At 49.4% G+C, this 14,711-nt stretch carries 17 protein-coding genes; 6 read left to right on the plus strand and 11 right to left on the minus strand.

Translation table 11 applies throughout. The features are described from left to right. Nucleotides 1–50: 50 nt before the first annotated feature. A complete protein-coding gene (locus ABE504_RS20410; protein ID WP_430092126.1) occupies nucleotides 51–965 on the minus strand; it encodes an aldo/keto reductase in 915 nt (304 codons plus the stop codon). An 11-nt stretch (nucleotides 966–976) separates the two neighbouring features. Continuing rightward, nucleotides 977–1,552, minus strand: coding sequence for a nitroreductase family protein (locus tag ABE504_RS20415; protein ID WP_430092043.1), 576 nt, complete (start codon nucleotides 1,550–1,552; stop codon nucleotides 977–979). A gap of 274 nt (nucleotides 1,553–1,826) precedes the next feature. On the opposite strand from ABE504_RS20415, the gene ABE504_RS20420 reads away from it, so the two are divergent. From ABE504_RS20420 to ABE504_RS20430, 3 genes are all read left to right on the plus strand, one after another. Beyond that, nucleotides 1,827–3,281 carry an S-layer homology domain-containing protein gene (locus ABE504_RS20420; protein WP_430092045.1) on the plus strand — a complete coding sequence of 485 codons (1,455 nt, stop codon included), beginning with the start codon at nucleotides 1,827–1,829 and terminating at the stop codon, nucleotides 3,279–3,281. Nucleotides 3,282–3,416: 135 nt separating this feature from the next. Continuing rightward, a complete protein-coding gene (locus ABE504_RS20425; protein WP_430092047.1) occupies nucleotides 3,417–4,604 on the plus strand; it encodes an oxalate decarboxylase family bicupin in 1,188 nt (395 codons plus the stop codon). Between the two features lie 107 nt (nucleotides 4,605–4,711). After that, a complete protein-coding gene (locus tag ABE504_RS20430) occupies nucleotides 4,712–5,110 on the plus strand; it encodes a hypothetical protein (protein WP_430092048.1) in 399 nt (132 codons plus the stop codon). A 154-nt stretch (nucleotides 5,111–5,264) separates the two neighbouring features. Here the strand turns inward: ABE504_RS20430 and ABE504_RS20435 are convergent, their stop codons facing one another. Continuing rightward, nucleotides 5,265–5,753: a DUF1772 domain-containing protein gene (locus ABE504_RS20435; protein WP_430092050.1), complete on the minus strand. Its 489-nt coding sequence runs from the start codon at nucleotides 5,751–5,753 to the stop codon at nucleotides 5,265–5,267. 96 nt (nucleotides 5,754–5,849) lie between these two features. Further along, nucleotides 5,850–5,984, minus strand: a complete 135-nt coding sequence (locus ABE504_RS20440) for a VOC family protein (RefSeq protein WP_430092052.1) — start codon at nucleotides 5,982–5,984, stop codon at nucleotides 5,850–5,852. Nucleotides 5,985–6,263: 279 nt separating this feature from the next. On the opposite strand from ABE504_RS20440, the gene ABE504_RS20445 reads away from it, so the two are divergent. The 3 genes from ABE504_RS20445 to ABE504_RS20455 are packed head-to-tail and all read left to right on the plus strand — an operon-like array spanning nucleotide 6,264 to nucleotide 8,673. Continuing rightward, entirely contained in the window at nucleotides 6,264–6,725 is a 462-nt protein-coding gene (locus ABE504_RS20445) for a hypothetical protein (RefSeq protein ID WP_430092054.1), read from the plus strand. A 30-nt stretch (nucleotides 6,726–6,755) separates the two neighbouring features. After that, a complete protein-coding gene (locus ABE504_RS20450) occupies nucleotides 6,756–8,012 on the plus strand; it encodes a histidine kinase (RefSeq protein WP_430092056.1) in 1,257 nt (418 codons plus the stop codon). Further along, a complete protein-coding gene (locus ABE504_RS20455) occupies nucleotides 8,002–8,673 on the plus strand; it encodes a response regulator (RefSeq protein WP_430092058.1) in 672 nt (223 codons plus the stop codon). The genes ABE504_RS20450 and ABE504_RS20455 overlap by 11 nt, the downstream gene beginning before the upstream one ends. Nucleotides 8,674–8,735: 62 nt before the next feature. Here the strand turns inward: ABE504_RS20455 and ABE504_RS20460 are convergent, their stop codons facing one another. The 7 genes from ABE504_RS20460 to ABE504_RS20490 all read right to left on the minus strand — a co-directional run bounded on the left by ABE504_RS20460 (nucleotide 8,736) and on the right by ABE504_RS20490 (nucleotide 14,608). Then, nucleotides 8,736–9,290 carry an ATP-binding protein gene (locus tag ABE504_RS20460; protein WP_430092060.1) on the minus strand — a complete coding sequence of 185 codons (555 nt, stop codon included), beginning with the start codon at nucleotides 9,288–9,290 and terminating at the stop codon, nucleotides 8,736–8,738. A 181-nt stretch (nucleotides 9,291–9,471) separates the two neighbouring features. After that, the gene (locus ABE504_RS20465; protein ID WP_430092062.1) at nucleotides 9,472–10,404 is read right to left on the minus strand and encodes a VanZ family protein; all 933 of its coding nucleotides are present in this window, start codon (nucleotides 10,402–10,404) and stop codon (nucleotides 9,472–9,474) included. Between the two features lie 117 nt (nucleotides 10,405–10,521). Further along, a complete protein-coding gene (locus ABE504_RS20470; protein ID WP_430092064.1) occupies nucleotides 10,522–10,872 on the minus strand; it encodes a TIGR00730 family Rossman fold protein in 351 nt (116 codons plus the stop codon). 83 nt (nucleotides 10,873–10,955) lie between these two features. Further along, complete coding sequence (locus tag ABE504_RS20475; protein WP_430092066.1) at nucleotides 10,956–12,386, minus strand: MFS transporter; 1,431 nt, start codon at nucleotides 12,384–12,386, stop codon at nucleotides 10,956–10,958. Nucleotides 12,387–12,482: 96 nt separating this feature from the next. Next, on the minus strand, nucleotides 12,483–13,067 hold the full coding sequence (locus ABE504_RS20480; protein ID WP_430092069.1) for a TetR/AcrR family transcriptional regulator: 585 nt from the start codon (nucleotides 13,065–13,067) through the stop codon (nucleotides 12,483–12,485). Nucleotides 13,068–13,466: 399 nt separating this feature from the next. After that, a complete protein-coding gene (locus ABE504_RS20485) occupies nucleotides 13,467–13,847 on the minus strand; it encodes a MerR family transcriptional regulator (protein WP_430092072.1) in 381 nt (126 codons plus the stop codon). A 32-nt stretch (nucleotides 13,848–13,879) separates the two neighbouring features. Then, nucleotides 13,880–14,608, minus strand: a complete 729-nt coding sequence (locus tag ABE504_RS20490) for an SDR family oxidoreductase (protein WP_430092074.1) — start codon at nucleotides 14,606–14,608, stop codon at nucleotides 13,880–13,882. Between the last annotated feature and the right edge of the window lie 103 nt (nucleotides 14,609–14,711).

Raw genomic sequence — 14,711 nt, forward strand, 5'->3', positions numbered from 1 at the left:
TTGATGCAGGACATGCAGGCTGGTTTTTTCTTCATTGCCCTTGGACCATTTTAGCGATGTTGCTCATATCTATTCAAGCGGGTCAGCTGACGCAGCAGCTTAATCTCATCCTCGGTCAGCGGAGCTGCCTCTGCCGCGTCGATGTTGGCAAGCAATTGGTACAGCGAGCTTGCTCCGGGAATTGCCACAGCGACCGCAGGATGCGATAACGCATACCGAATAGCAAGCTGGCTTAGGCTGCGATTACTGGCATTTGCGAACTCCCGCAGTTGGGGATAAAGGACGCCTAATGATTGTTCGGTATAATCAAGATATCCTTTCTCAAGACGCTGATATCCACTGCTCGACAGAATCCCTTTCGCCACTGGCCCGCGAGCGATCATACTGATCGAATGGTCGGCAAGCTGCGACAGCACGGCTTCCTCCGGACGTCGATCCAATAAGCTGTACTGACTCATAACACTCGCAATCGATGAACGGCTTGCATACTCACGAATGACATTGGGACGAATCGAGGAGATGCCGTAATAACGAATAATCCCCTCTCGTTTCAATTGTTCAAAGGCTTCGATTGTCTCATCAATCGGGTCGTCCAAAGTTCCCCCGTGCAATTGATATAAGTCAATGTACTCCGTGCCGAGCCTTTTCAAGCTCTCTTTTACCGCTGCAAGTATGTAGGCCTTAGAGGCATCCCATACCCAGCCCTCACGTCCTGGAATTCGTCGATTGCCCACTTTCGTGGCTAGAATGAATTCATCACGACGGCGCCCGCGAATCGCTGCACCGATAGTTTCTTCGTTGAGACCATCATCGTATAAATCTGCCGTATCTATAAAATTTACCCCACGTTCTAAAGCTGCATGAATTAGCCCAATTGCCTGACGTTGGTCGGTACCTAATGACATGCAGCCTAGTCCGACCTCACCTACCATGAGCTCCGAAGTGCCTAATCGGTTTCGTTTCATTGCCATCTTCCCTACTCCGTTACCCAGATCGTTTTCTCGGCGAGCGGTTTCCGCACTGCTTTCACAGGCAGCGGCTCGGGATAGCCGAGGTAAATGAAGCCGACCATCTCCTCCTTGCCGGCGAGGCCGAACGCCTCCCGCATTTTCGGATGGTAGGTCGGCGCACCCGTGCGCCAGATCGCGCCTAACCCAAGCGCATGGGCGGTGAGCAGCATATTTTGCACAGCCGCGTGGGCGGCGGCGTATTCTTCAATCTCCGGCACGACGGCCTTCTCGGACGGCGATACGGCGACAGCGATCACGACAGGGGCACGAAACGCTTTTTTCACATTGGCTTCACGCAGCTTCACCTCTTCCTCATTGGAAATCGTGTCGCCCGCTTCCGCCAGCGCCACCTCCGCATAACCGCGGCCGAGCAGCCCCCGACCTTCGCCGGTCATGACCCAGAATCGCCAAGGCTCAGTATGCGCGTGATTCGGCGCCCAAATGCCCGCTTCCAAAATCTCTTCAATTAACGCTCGCTCCACCGGGTCCGGCTTGACTTTGCCGATGCTGCGGCGGCTGCGAATTGCCTCTTGAACGTCCATGCTTCCCACTCTCCATCCTGAATTGGCCCAAAGCCGCGATATAGCCGCTCATGTGCAGCCTTCGACCTAACTTTACCGCTTCCATGCGCGTAATTCAACATGGCATAGATGCAGATCTGGCACATTTTGCGCCGAAATGTCCAGCGCCTGCTTTGACAGAAATTTGACAATGACGTGGTTTCTATGACACGCTATAGTAGAAGCATCACGATAGGCACTAGACAAGCTAGTTTACTAGAGCGACGCTTACGACTATCTTCGATGGAGGACTATGATGAAAACATTGAAACTTCCTTTTACCCATACAGCAACGGCCTTATCGCTTCTGGCAAGCTTAATGCTCGTTCAACCGGCTACCGCGGCAACCGCGAAGACCAGCGCTGACTTCACAGACTTAGGCAACATTTCCGTCGACCTCAAGGCTAAGCTTGATGCGATGATCGGCGAAGGCATTTTCGACGGTGTATCCAGCGACACATTCGGTATCCAGCAAAATATGACGCGTGCTCAGTTTGCGAAAGTGGCGACGAAAGTTTTTGAGATTCCGGTCGATTTGAAGGTAACTGCATCGAGCTTCACCGACGTACGTGCGGACGATGCCGCCAACGGTTGGGCCATTCCGTACATTGAAGCCGCGAAAAAAGCTGGCCTGATCGATGGCATGACCGATACAACTTTTGCGCCGGGCGACGCTGTCACCACAGCTCAACTCGACACGATATTGCTGAAAGGCTTAGGCAAAAAAGTCGTGACTACGGGCTCACCGTGGTACGCGAAAGTAGTTACGCAAGCGACTGCGCTGGGCATTCACCCGGCCGGCAAAGACGGCGACGCGCAAGCAACGCGCGAGGATCTGGTCGTGAGTGCCTACGGCGCTCAGCAAGCTTATGAAGAGGCAACGCCTCCTAGCACAGACAACGGCAGTGGTACTGGCACGGGTACTGGTACTGGTACTGGTACTGGTACTGGAACCGGTACTGAAACCGGTACGAATACAGGGACAGGCACGGGCAGCACGTCAGGGAATGTCTCGATTGTGGGTTCCTATACACTGGCCAGCGTCATCGACAGCGGATTGACCGGCAATGCATCCGGCATGATCTCCCAGGCTGATGCCGAAAACCCTGCGATCAGCAAATTCGCTAAAGAAATTGAAATTAAAGTCACCACAAACGGCGGCGACACGGTAGCGATTCCGGGCGTGGTGCAGTCCGTCTTTTCATCGGATCCGAACGTAGCTAAAGTGGGTTTAAGCGCAGACCACCACGCTTATGTGCTGGGCAATAAGCCGGGTACGGCTGACGTCAGCGTCATGGTGCAGATCGGTTCCGGAGATGCCAAGCAGCTCCATGTCACCGTGACTGTGACGAGCGATCCTGTGAAAGCAGCCGTTATGACCGCAGGCGAGACGTCCATTACGGAGCCAATGGCGATGGTGGACGATGACTACGCAGCCACGTTCGACGCTTACTCCGCAATGGATCTTACGATTACCGACAATTACGGCATTAAGTATGAAAAAGCGGATGCCGCGAATTACAATTTTGCATTAGGTACCTTGTTCATCGTGAATGACATTCAAGGCGACGATGCTCTGGGAACGGTCGGCACTGTAACGGCAGACGAGCACGGGGCAGTGCATGTGTCTGGCAATGTGAAGTATTTCGAACTGACTGCAGTCACAGCCTCCGGTCAAAAGGTGACAAGCTACGTCACGATGACGCGCTAATTCAGCCGAATGCTTTCATATCGGCCCCTTCCAAACGCAGATCTTGCAATAAAAATGACCCCACTCCGGGGTCATTTTTATTTTTGCCCACGAATAAGCATCAGTAGGATGAAGGTACATAAAAGGAGTGAGCGCATGGATCGACCTCATATACCGCCGGCCCATATCCCGCAGCCGATTCGTTATGACGGTATGGGCAACGTCGACAGCGGTCCCCGCGATGTGATGCGGGATTTGGAGAACCCCGATATGCTGGTCCCGCCGGTGACAGATAATGGGACGGTGCCGAATCTCAAGTTTTCATTTTCGGATGCCCACATGCAGCTCAATCACGGCGGTTGGTCCCGCGGCGTCTCGATTCGCGAACTGCCGATTGCGAAGACGCTGGCTGCCGTCAATATGAGCCTGACACCGGGCGGCGTGCGTGAGCTGCATTGGCATCAGGAGGCCGAATGGTCCTATATGCTGCTGGGCAGTGCACGCATTACTGCCGTCGATCAGGACGGGCGTAATTTTATCGCCGATGTGGGGCCTGGGGATTTGTGGTATTTTCCGCCGGGGATTCCGCACTCCATTCAAGGGCTGGAAGAAGGCTGCGAGTTCCTGCTTGTGTTCGACGACGGCAGCTTCTCCGACCTGGGAACGCTCGGGCTCTCCGATTGGTTTGCGCACACGCCCAAGGATGTGCTTTCCGCCAACTTTGGCGTCAGTATGGATGCTTTTACCGACATTTCTCCTAAGCAGAAATACATCTATCAAGATAAGATCCCCGGTCCGATCGCAACGCAGCAGGTTACGTCGCCCAACGGGCAAGTGCCGCTTAGCTTCACGCACAAGCTGCTTGCGCAGTCTCCTCTTCGCACACCCGGCGGCTGCGTCCGGATCGTCGATTCCAGCAATTTTCCCATTTCCAAAACCGTTGCCGCTGCACTCGTGGAAGTCGAACCCGGCGGAATGCGCGAGCTGCACTGGCATCCGAATCAGGATGAGTGGCAATACTATTTGGCCGGTCAGGGACGTATGACGGTATTTGCCGCGGGCGGCGTGGCCAGAACGTTCGATTACCGCGCCGGGGACGTGGGGTATGTCCCTTTTGCCTTCGGACACTATATCCAAAATAACGGAACCGAGTCCCTCTGGTTTCTGGAAATGTTCAAAAGCGACCGCTTCCAGGACGTCTCGCTCAATCAATGGCTGGCTTTGACTCCGCAGGAGTTGGTCGCGTCCAACCTTAATGTCGGGCCTGAGTTCATTCAGACGCTGCGCAAAGAAAAATGGCCGGTCGTCAAATACCCCGGCTTCTCATACTATCCGCGGCCATAGAGCCGCTTTGGAAATGCCGAGTACCAGGCCCGCTCCCGCCCGATGCACACTCGCCTAACGCGGGCATATAGTGCAGTAGCATATTTTTCAGAAAGGGGGCGGCCGCTTTGTATAACGATCCTTCTTTGTATCCCTACGCACCGCTGCACTATTACGCCTACCCGCCGCATCCGTACCACTACGCACCTTATTGGGCCTGGGACCGCGATTACCCGCCCATCGATACCAATCAGCTCAAGAACTCGGTGGTCCTGTCGGACAGCATGCTGAAAGATGCCACCCTGATCGTCAACAAATTGGGCGACCCCGCCGTTGCCAAGCAGTTAATGGCCAGCGCCCAAAGCGGCAATCACAAGGAAGTCGACCGCATCGTCCATACCTTCGGAAGCAAATCGGATGTCCACACGACCTATACCCCCAGCACTGTGCAGTTTGTGCTTGGGCCGAAGACCGCCGGAGGGGCGCCTTGCTGCCGGTTGATGTTGTCTTTGAAGTGGGGCGATTGATGCAGGGCTTAAGTTCTAGACTGAAAGACTTAAACTACCGGGTTTTATGAGCATAGAAAATCGTCAGATTTCGAAAAATAGGTATAATAAAACAGCGGCGGACAATGACTTGAAAAAGGTCTTAGACTGCCGCTGTATTTGTGCCTCATTACCGCTAGACTTCCCACCTGCGAATTGCGATGATAAAGAAAATCAGTGCCCCGATAGAAGCAATCGTCCGCACATGATTCCACGGCATCCAACTGTCCAAATATTCCTTCCACGCTTGTGCCCCCTCCGCGCTCCCGGAGGTTACGGCGGCTAAAGTATCGTTGAGCGGCACATTAAATAAAGTTGTCACCAGGAACACTCCGACTAAGATGAGCAGGCTCCCAATAATCACGTATAACGCGCTGGTTTTGCCCAATTTGATAAATGAAACGATCCCCAAAACGACACTTAAGACAGTTGTGCCCATGAAGACCACCATAAAGGACGATTGCAGAATCGTTGTATTGATGCTCTGCATGGCAGATATGCCTTGGTCCGTAGGAAGCTTGGCAAGCGATTGCATGACGAAGACCGAGAAAGCGAAAAAAACACCGGCAAGCAAACCTGCCCCCAACGAGGAGGCAAAAGTTAAATAATAGAGAAGCTTCATCATCCTTACTTTCCTCCAATACTCTTAAACTGAAGCGAGAGTTCATCATTCTGGCTCTTCAAAATAGTATTGTATCTCTGACGAAGTTCATGCCAGCATTCATGGATTTGGCTCTTTTTGGTGAGTTACGCTTCCGATTGTTCTACAATAACTGCGCAATCCCCACAAATGCCCGTCCGGATCGGCGAAGCAAGCTGTCCGCCTCCCCCAGGATCGCGTTATCGGTCCATTCAAAAACTTAATATCCCGTTCTTCCAGTCAGTTGTCGCCATACATACTCGCCCCCCATTTACATTTTTTTACAACCATTTGAATCATACGAATTGCCGCTTCCATTGACAATGCTACTTGTTTGCACTTCCCTAATCTGAGTTTAACCCATGGCGAAATGCAGCCGCGTCCACCTGCAGGTGGATACGGGAAGCCGCAATTTCAAACTAAGGGTGGACGACGGAGATTCGCTCTCGGCTCATAATGAAGTTAACTAAATCAACCGAGAAACGGAGAATTCTAATGATGTTGAACAATGGGATTTACCTCTTGATTATGTTTGTCGTCTGCTTCAGACTGGCCCGCGAAAAAACCATTCGCCCGGGTACCCTTTGGATCGTGCCTGCTCTATTTGTAATCATGGTGTTGCAAATTACCGCTCAGAACGGAAGCGTACAGCTCCTTCACCTCGCCCTTTATGCAGTCAGCGTCGTCATCGGACTCGCTATAGGTATCTGGAGAGGGCGAATGGATAAAGTTCGTTGGAATCCCGACACGAGAACGGTCACTTCCCAAAGTCCGATCAGCGGCATTGCGATATTTGTGGTTATCGTTCTCCTGCGTCTTGCCTTCGTTCAACTCGGAGGACATGATCATCGCATGATCCTCGTGGGCAATGTATTGCTGTTTATTTCCCTAGGAAGTGTTTGCGGGCGGCGCTTTTTAATTTATACTAGATATAAACAATTGCAAGTTAGTCATTAACATCCACTTGATTTCGATGAGATAGTGAGCGTGATTGCATCCTGTATGAGATTCAGCCAGCGGTTTTTGGAAAAGATTAAGATTGCAAGACGTCCGTTTAGACTCATAATCCTAAGTCTCTTTCTGCTGGCTTCACTATTTCAGTCGGTGGAACACGTCTCCGCTCCCTTGGTGGCGCTGTTTCTACATACTGTCTATCTGGCATTTCTCTGGACACCTCCGCGCTGGCTCCAGCCTACCCGAAGACATATCGTCGTTATCATACTGGTATGGGCGGCAACTGCCCTATCTTCCATCGTGATCGACGAGAGTTACTTGATATTCTTTCTCGGGTACTTCCTTATCGGTCATATCGCGTTACGATTCTCGGGATCTCTGCGCATCGGTCTGGCCGCCGCCGTAATGGCTGCTAACGCGGCTTATTGGCAGATCTCTGGCCAGCTTGCTCCGAATGGGATCCTTACCTATTCTCTCGTTCACGTAGTGATGTATATCCTCATCATCTCCATCCAACAGCGGTGGGAATCCAAACAAGCACAACAGCGTCATTTTCGCGAACTCGGTCAGATGCATGCTCAGTTAGAGTCAGCCCATCAAGATCTCCAACAAATGCATAAGGAACTGGAGGAAGCCACCGTGCGTTCTCTGCGCTTCGCCGTTCTGGAGGAGCGGACGCGGATCGCGCGAGACATCCACGATACGATTGGGCACGGGCTCACCTCCGTTATCGTACAATTGCAGGCTCTGCCTTATATGATCAAAGCCAACGAATCTGAAGCCGACCAGGCGTTGGCCACCGTCTTGAACGTTGCCCGCAACTGCCTCACGGAGGTTCGCAGCGTCGTGCATCAGATGGGACGAGACGATGCAGGCCTCGGACTGATTGCCTTGAAGAGCCTCATTCGGACAGTCAAAGAGCAGAGCCGGCTCCAGATTCGATTTGCCACGGAAGGCACAATCACACAGTGGCATCCGGAGATTGCCGAAGCGTTGTATCGCATTCTGCAAGAGGCGCTGACCAATATTATTCGTCACGCCAACGCCTCGGAAGTTGAGGTCTCGATCACCGAATCCGAGGGGAAGCTCGTGATGACGGTGGCCGATAATGGTCCATTCCGGAGCGACTCCCCTCCGCAGCCCGGGTTCGGAATTATGAGCATGATGGCCAGATGCGAAAGGATCGGAGGATCGTTCGAACTTCGGAATCACCAGCCTCACGGCTTGCGAATGACGATTCGAATACCGCTTGTTAACCCATTGCAGGAAGGTGAAAAGATTGAGTCTTGATACGATCCGGGTTGCCATTGTGGATGACCAGCTGCTGGTCCGGCATGGATTCAAATTTATGATCAATGCGCAACCCGACATGGAAGTCGTCGGCGAAGCTTCCAATGGACGCGAAGCCGTCACATTGGCGGACCTTGCCCACCCGCATGTCTTGCTAATGGACGTTCAGATGCCTGAATACAGCGGAATCGAAGCGACCCGCGATATTATGGCCGCTTGGCCCAACTGCAAGATTATTATTCTCACGACGTTCGACACCGAAGAATATGTCTTCCAAGGCATGCGTTCCGGAGCGATCGGGTATCTGCTTAAGGACACTGCACCGGAAGAACTGATTGAAGCCATTCGGGCTGCCTCCCGCGGGGAAGCGATCTTCCGCACGGCCATCGCTGCCAAAGCGATGTCTCGGGTGGTCCGCTCTGCAAGAGCGAATACGGTGGATAGCAGTCTCGGCCATTCAATGGATGAATCGTTCACAGAACGGGAACTCGAGGTGCTTCAACAAATGGCTTTCGGACTGCGCAACGAGGAGATCGCCGCCAAACTATTTATCGGGGAGAGCACAGTCAAAACGCATGTTCATCACATTCTGCAGAAGCTTGGCGTCAACGACCGGACGCAAGCCGTCGTCTTCGCGATCCGCAATCGGATCGTGCAATAAAGGTTGATGATCAGCCTGCCATTTTGTGAACAAAAGTTTCCAGTTAGTTGAATCCCGAAATGCTAAATGCTGCCATTGACCGAATATTTCTTGATTTGTTGTATTACATCCGTGGTAGTATTGGGATCTTTTATTTCAAATAGATAATTAGCTTCGTCTTTACTAGGTGGTATTTCTCCCGAATTTCCTTGTCGCTCCAATACTTCTAAAAAGCTCGATGCACTTCTGAAAATAGCTTTACTTCTTTGCGTTTGTTCAACCCGTGTTCTCAGTAATTCAATAGATAAATTAAAGTAAACAATAATAGTTGTAAATCCCTTTTCATGAAAATAACTGAGTACATTTGTTCGTCCTGATTTATTTAGATTACAATTGCTCAAGATGATGTGAAAATTACTTTGTACTGCAGCATATTCAACAATCGCATTGGTAATAGAGAATTTTAGTGTGTTAGGCCCTTCCATAGGGAGAAGTTTCTTATAATGACTATTAATAAATTCAGCATGATTGTCCTGATCAATGACTACAGCTTGTTGTAAGACAGATTCCAATTCTTTAGCGAAGGTAGTTTTTCCACTATGCGTTAATCCAACTGTCATAATAACTAGGCGGCTCATATAATCGCTCCTTATGTTTTGGTTCGTACTTTCAGATAACGTGTAACTACTCCCTCCCGAAGTACATTAGTGAAACGATTGAACTATCCTGCCCGTCCCTCAACGAATCTAGGGAGCAGCTGCCACGAGGCAGTCAACTCCCTAAATATACGCTATCGTTCCCCGTTAGCGTAACGATTTACTATGATACAGTTTCCTCCGTGCTTACTGACCCAACATCCCATATTATTTCGTTCCCCTCTATGGTTATCGTGAGCTCGCTCCCCGCTTCGATAGGAATCTGGCACATCGCCGGGAACAGCTCCGGATAACGGCGTTGATCTTCTCCAGAGCCGGCCATTACCTCGCGTCCATCGACGGAAACACGGATGTTTCCGGAATAATCCGTTTGATCGGGTATTCCATAATACAAGTAGAAAATAAACTTCTCCTTATACGTATACGTGTACGTTTCAATACTCTTACCTTCGACGCCATACATATTATAGCGGGAGGTTACGTTTTGACCACTAATTTTAAAGCTATTTGGTTTTTCCCCCGTTGATGAATTTCCGGAGCTGTCTTTCAATTCGTTGATCGCCACAAAGGGACCTTCTTCTTTAGTGAACGCTTTATCTACTATCCCACACAATCCCCATACCCCGATTAGAAGAACCAGACAGGAAATGCCGGTGGCAGCAATAATATTCCCCCATATGCTTTTGTTACGAACACCAAGCTTGTACCCCCCATAACCGACTGCTGCACCTAATGAGTTGGTAATGGCGTCGTTAACATCGAAGCTGCCGAGCAATGTTAGTGCCTGTATGGTTTCCATCACGAGAATCGACAGGATGAACAAGGTAATGAATCGAATAAAGGTGATCCGATATAACAATGGAATCAATATGCCGAAAGGGATGAAAGCCGCGATGTTTCCAAATCCTACTAAATCCATCAGGGTAGGATGTAGAAGATCAGATATACTTGGCAATTTAAAAAAATTGTCCGGTAAAAAAATAAAGGTGTAGCGCTCCGCGGCGCCACCCACTCTACCGAAAGCGAAAAATAAAAAATAAAGAATCAGAATTATATAGAATATCGTTATGGTAGAAATAATTTTACGGGCTACCATTTATGTATATATTCCGCTTTATAGTTCTTTAGCTTTTCGATTAAGTTTGTTGAATCATCGTCAATTAGAATTAAATTTTTATACGGCTCTTTTACAAACTCTTGTTCAATCATATGGTCAAAAAGCGATAACATCGGCGTGTAGTATTGATTCATATTTAACGATAAATCCATCAGCACGCTCTGCCATTAAAGCTTTTCTTTCATGCATAGTTTCAACGATATGAAGTTCTGTTAGATGTTCGTGAGCAATTTCCACATTAGCCAGTTTTTTCGGTATGACTCCAATGACCTTGCCACCAGACTCCATGACTGCATCGGCAACAGCACCCATACATCCGACTGTTGCTCCTCCGTATACAAGATCCAATCCATGTGCTACTAAAACTTCCCCTAACTTCATTGCTTCATTCATATAAATAGGGTCATTGCCAGTGCCTGATCCACAGTATACAGCGATTGTTTTCATATCTTCGTCCACTATCCTTTCTACATTTTCTTTTAATAAACTATCTCAAAGTATGTCTCTCTTCAAGAAAGGGCTGCTGTTCCTTAGTGAGTTGCGATAACCTTCCCTTCTTCTGGTGTATTCCCGCCTATTCGTTTTAAGGCAGCGAACGCAACTATGATACCGATCAGTGTAACCACAGCTGAAATGATAAACGCGGTATGGATGGACGAATTAAGAGCAGCAGGACTCATCGTCTCCATTGTCGCGTTAGAACCAAGGGTAGCTGAGATAAAAGCGATGATGACCGCGAGCCCAATGGCTCCTCCAATCTGCTGACCGGTGTTGATAACCGCGGAGGATACTCCTTGTTCGCTAGGATCGACTCCTGTACTTCCGGCGATGAACATGGTCGTGAAGACAAGCGCTTGCCCGAAACCGATAATAATCGTCCCTGGAATTACTCCCAAGGCATTGCCCGTAGCCGACAACTGGGTCAGCAACAGGAAGCCTACACCTCCAAGCGCCATCCCTGATGCAATTGTCCCAGCGACTCCGACTTTGGCGAGCATGGGAGTGATGAATTTTGCTCCCAGAAACGCGCTTAGGGTCAGCGGCAGAAATGTAAGTCCGGACTGAATCGCTGAAAAATGCAGAACGTTCTGTGTATATAGGGTTAAGAAGTAGTAGAGCGTACCGAACGATGCTGAGAAAAGAAAGGCGACGAGCGCGGCACCGGTTAGGTTGCGATTTCGGAACATGCGAAAGTTAATCAGCGGACCTTTGGAAAGCTTCTCAATGACGACGAAGGATACGAGAAGTGCGGTTCCAATCAGAACGAGCGGCAAGGTGGTTGAGCTAAGCCAACCCGAGATTGGAGATTGAATCAGATAATAGACGACAAGAAGCATGCCAGCGGTAACCGAGATCGTCCCTGCGATGTCGAAGTGCTTGCGACCGCTCATTGCCGTGCTTTCATTGAGGACGACAGGTGCTAACAAAAGAGTGAATAGCGCAATCGGAACGTTAACGAAGAACGTCGCTTCCCAACCGATAAAGCTAGTGAGTACACCGCCGAGCAGCAACCCTAGCGACATGCCGACTCCGCCCATGGCAGCCCAGATGCCCATGGCCCTATTCCGTTCAGCTCCTTGTTCGAAGTTAGACATGATCAGCGACAATGTTGCCGGGGATAGCAGAGCTCCTCCGAGACCTTGCAGGCCTCTGGCTATGATAAGCATGAGCTGAGAATCGGACAGCCCGCCAAGCATAGAGCCCAGCCCGAATAAGGACATGGCAATCATGAACATTCTCCGTCTACCCAGCATGTCCGAGAGCCTGCCCCCGATCAGCAGAAACCCTCCGAATGCCAGGGAATAAGCGCTAACGACCCATTGCAGATGGTTGGCGGAGAAGCCCAGTCCCTCACCCAGGGAAGGCATTGCCACGAAAATAATCGTATAATCCAGAGCCATAATTAATTGGGAGATGGCTAGCACGAGAAGCGCCAACCCTTTGAAACGGCCTCTATTCATTTTGTATATCCTCCTTTTTTGACTAAACGATCTAAAAAATCCATTTCGGACTAAACGATCTAATAAATGCAGCAAAAGGAGAGCAGCGCTCTCACATCAGGCTTCCAGCGTCGACAGGGTAACTGTCGTGATTTCTTCCAGCACTTTGGGATCGTTCGTTAACTTGGCCACTTGCGTCAAGGCATACCGCGAATGGTACAGGTACCGGGCCAACATTTGTAGGTCCTTATCGGTGTTCAGTTCCTGCCGTTGCTTAGCCCGAACCAACGCTTCATAGAAGGCGCGCTCCAGTCGGATACGGTCCTCCTCAAACAAGGCGGCAATCTCCGGCTCGTGCGGGACTTGATCGATGGCGCTGGAAAGAATGAAGCACTCCTTGCGCCGATCCTCATCTTGAAGAACGAAGACGATTTCACGGAAGATCTCATGAATCGCTTCCTTGACGGATTCCGACTTCCCCAAAAGAACGACGACGGCGGATGATTTCTCGTTTACGTAATGCTTAACGGCCTTGATGAAGAGATCCTTTTTCGTGCCGTACGTATCATATAAACTCTGCCGTGCGATGCCCAGCCCCTCGAGCAATATGGGAAGCGACGTTCCCTCATACCCATAATGACCGAACACTTCCATCGCTTTATGCAGAACCAGGTTCATGTCGAATTCTTTGCTTCGTGCCACGTAGAATCCCTCCTTTCCTCATCCCCATACTACCCTTAACAGATCGTTCGGTCAAGAATTGGAGTCATGTCCTTATTCAGCAAATCGCGTTAGATTTCAAATAGTCCTACCTTCGTTCGAACGACGATAATGTAGGTTTGGATAATTCCATCATATTTTGATCATTCAGTCCGAAATTATCATAAAAAAATAGCCTTAATTCCTCATTTCCTTCACTCCCCTCGATTGACGAATTCATCTTAGCATTTCTAGACTGAACAGTCAATAATTAATAGCGATTGTTGTACTCCCTTAATGTAAAGAACCATGGCGGATCCGGGTTCCTATAAAAAAATACAGAACACCGGTAGTCGCTCCACAGTGTTCTGTCCTTGCATTTAAATACTGAATCATCTAAAATTATGAATCCTTCAGCAGGCTTTTCTTATTCGCAATTTTGTAATCCAGTATGCCCAAAATTTTCTGCAAGTGATCGATTTGGTCCTGGAGCTTTCTTCTGTATGCTTGAACCTTATCATACACTTCAGGTGCAGACAGGATGTCTTCCTTGTAGGAGAGCGCTGCAAACTCTTTAATATCTTTAAGGGGAACACCTATCTTCTTCAGACAAATAATAAGCTCCATTAACTGCATGTCTTCCTTGTGATACATTCGTCGGCCATTTTCTCTTCTTTTTGCCCGGGGAAGCAGTCCGATCTTCTCGTAATAACGGAGGGCATCCTCTGTCAGTGCGGTCATCATTGAAATTTCCTTGATTGAAAAAGCGGCGCCGCTGCTCATCCTAAGACCTTCCTATCTTTTGAGAAATTAAGTCACCATGGAATAACACCTTGCTCGTTGAAGAAGCCCCCTGTGGGTCCATCTTGTGCAAGTGTAGCATATTGGACAATGATTCGGGATCCTTGTTCCGGTGTCAAATCTCCGTATCCGTTATTGAAATCGGTAGCTACAAAACCAGGGCAAACGGAATTTACTTTAGCAGGCGTATGCTTCAAGGTAAAAGCAAGATGTGTGGTAAGCTGATTCAGTGCAGTTTTGGAACTGCTATAGGCCAATGCCTTAAAAGGATATATGCCACTAGCCGGGTCGCTATGCAGCGTTAAGGATCCAATGGAGCTGGAAATATTGACGATCCGCGGGGCATCCGATTTTTCAATAAGGGGGAGCATCGCTTGGCTGATCGCAAACGCACCAAAAAAGTTCGTATCGAATGATCTCTTTAAATCCGCTACGCTTAGTTCCGTAAATTTATGCATAACCCCAATTCCTGCGTTATTAATCAACACATCCAGTTTTCCATATTTTGTTGTGATGAGCCCAGCTGCTGCGTCAATGGTGGCTTGATCGGTCACATCCAGTTCGATACAATGCGCATCAATTTCTTGGGCTTGCAATTTTGCAGCTGCTTCTGCCCCTTTTTCCTGATTTCTCGCTCCTAACAGAACCGTATACCCTAAACTCCCCAATTGGCGGGCCGTTTCAATTCCAAGCCCTCTGTTGCCTCCCGTAATCAATGCTACCTTCTTCATTTGTACGGTCATTTCTTCTCACCTATCCTTCTCTTTTTTGAGCGGAATGACATGCATCATTTCGCTTGTTGTATATGACAACGCTCATGTTACAACTTGGTGTTAACACCAAGTC

Source organism: Paenibacillus oryzisoli (genome assembly GCF_050467285.1).
Classification (GTDB): Bacteria; Bacillota; Bacilli; order Paenibacillales; family NBRC-103111; genus Paenibacillus_E; species Paenibacillus_E oryzisoli_A.

Bases quoted from the DNA above. Each gene is read 5' to 3' on its own strand.
- ABE504_RS20410 (WP_430092126.1), bottom strand. From the start codon at position 965: ATGAAACGAAACCGATTAGGCACTTCGGAGCTCATGGTAGGTGAGGTC.
- ABE504_RS20415 (WP_430092043.1), bottom strand. From the start codon at position 1,552: ATGGACGTTCAAGAGGCAATTCGCAGCCGCCGCAGCATCGGCAAAGTC.
- ABE504_RS20420 (WP_430092045.1), top strand. From the start codon at position 1,827: ATGAAAACATTGAAACTTCCTTTTACCCATACAGCAACGGCCTTATCG.
- ABE504_RS20425 (WP_430092047.1), top strand. From the start codon at position 3,417: ATGGATCGACCTCATATACCGCCGGCCCATATCCCGCAGCCGATTCGT.
- ABE504_RS20435 (WP_430092050.1), bottom strand. From the start codon at position 5,753: ATGATGAAGCTTCTCTATTATTTAACTTTTGCCTCCTCGTTGGGGGCA.
- ABE504_RS20445 (WP_430092054.1), top strand. From the start codon at position 6,264: ATGATGTTGAACAATGGGATTTACCTCTTGATTATGTTTGTCGTCTGC.
- ABE504_RS20460 (WP_430092060.1), bottom strand. From the start codon at position 9,290: ATGAGCCGCCTAGTTATTATGACAGTTGGATTAACGCATAGTGGAAAA.
- ABE504_RS20465 (WP_430092062.1), bottom strand. From the start codon at position 10,404: ATGGTAGCCCGTAAAATTATTTCTACCATAACGATATTCTATATAATT.
- ABE504_RS20470 (WP_430092064.1), bottom strand. From the start codon at position 10,872: ATGAAAACAATCGCTGTATACTGTGGATCAGGCACTGGCAATGACCCT.
- ABE504_RS20475 (WP_430092066.1), bottom strand. From the start codon at position 12,386: ATGAATAGAGGCCGTTTCAAAGGGTTGGCGCTTCTCGTGCTAGCCATC.
- ABE504_RS20485 (WP_430092072.1), bottom strand. From the start codon at position 13,847: ATGAGCAGCGGCGCCGCTTTTTCAATCAAGGAAATTTCAATGATGACC.
- ABE504_RS20490 (WP_430092074.1), bottom strand. From the start codon at position 14,608: ATGACCGTACAAATGAAGAAGGTAGCATTGATTACGGGAGGCAACAGA.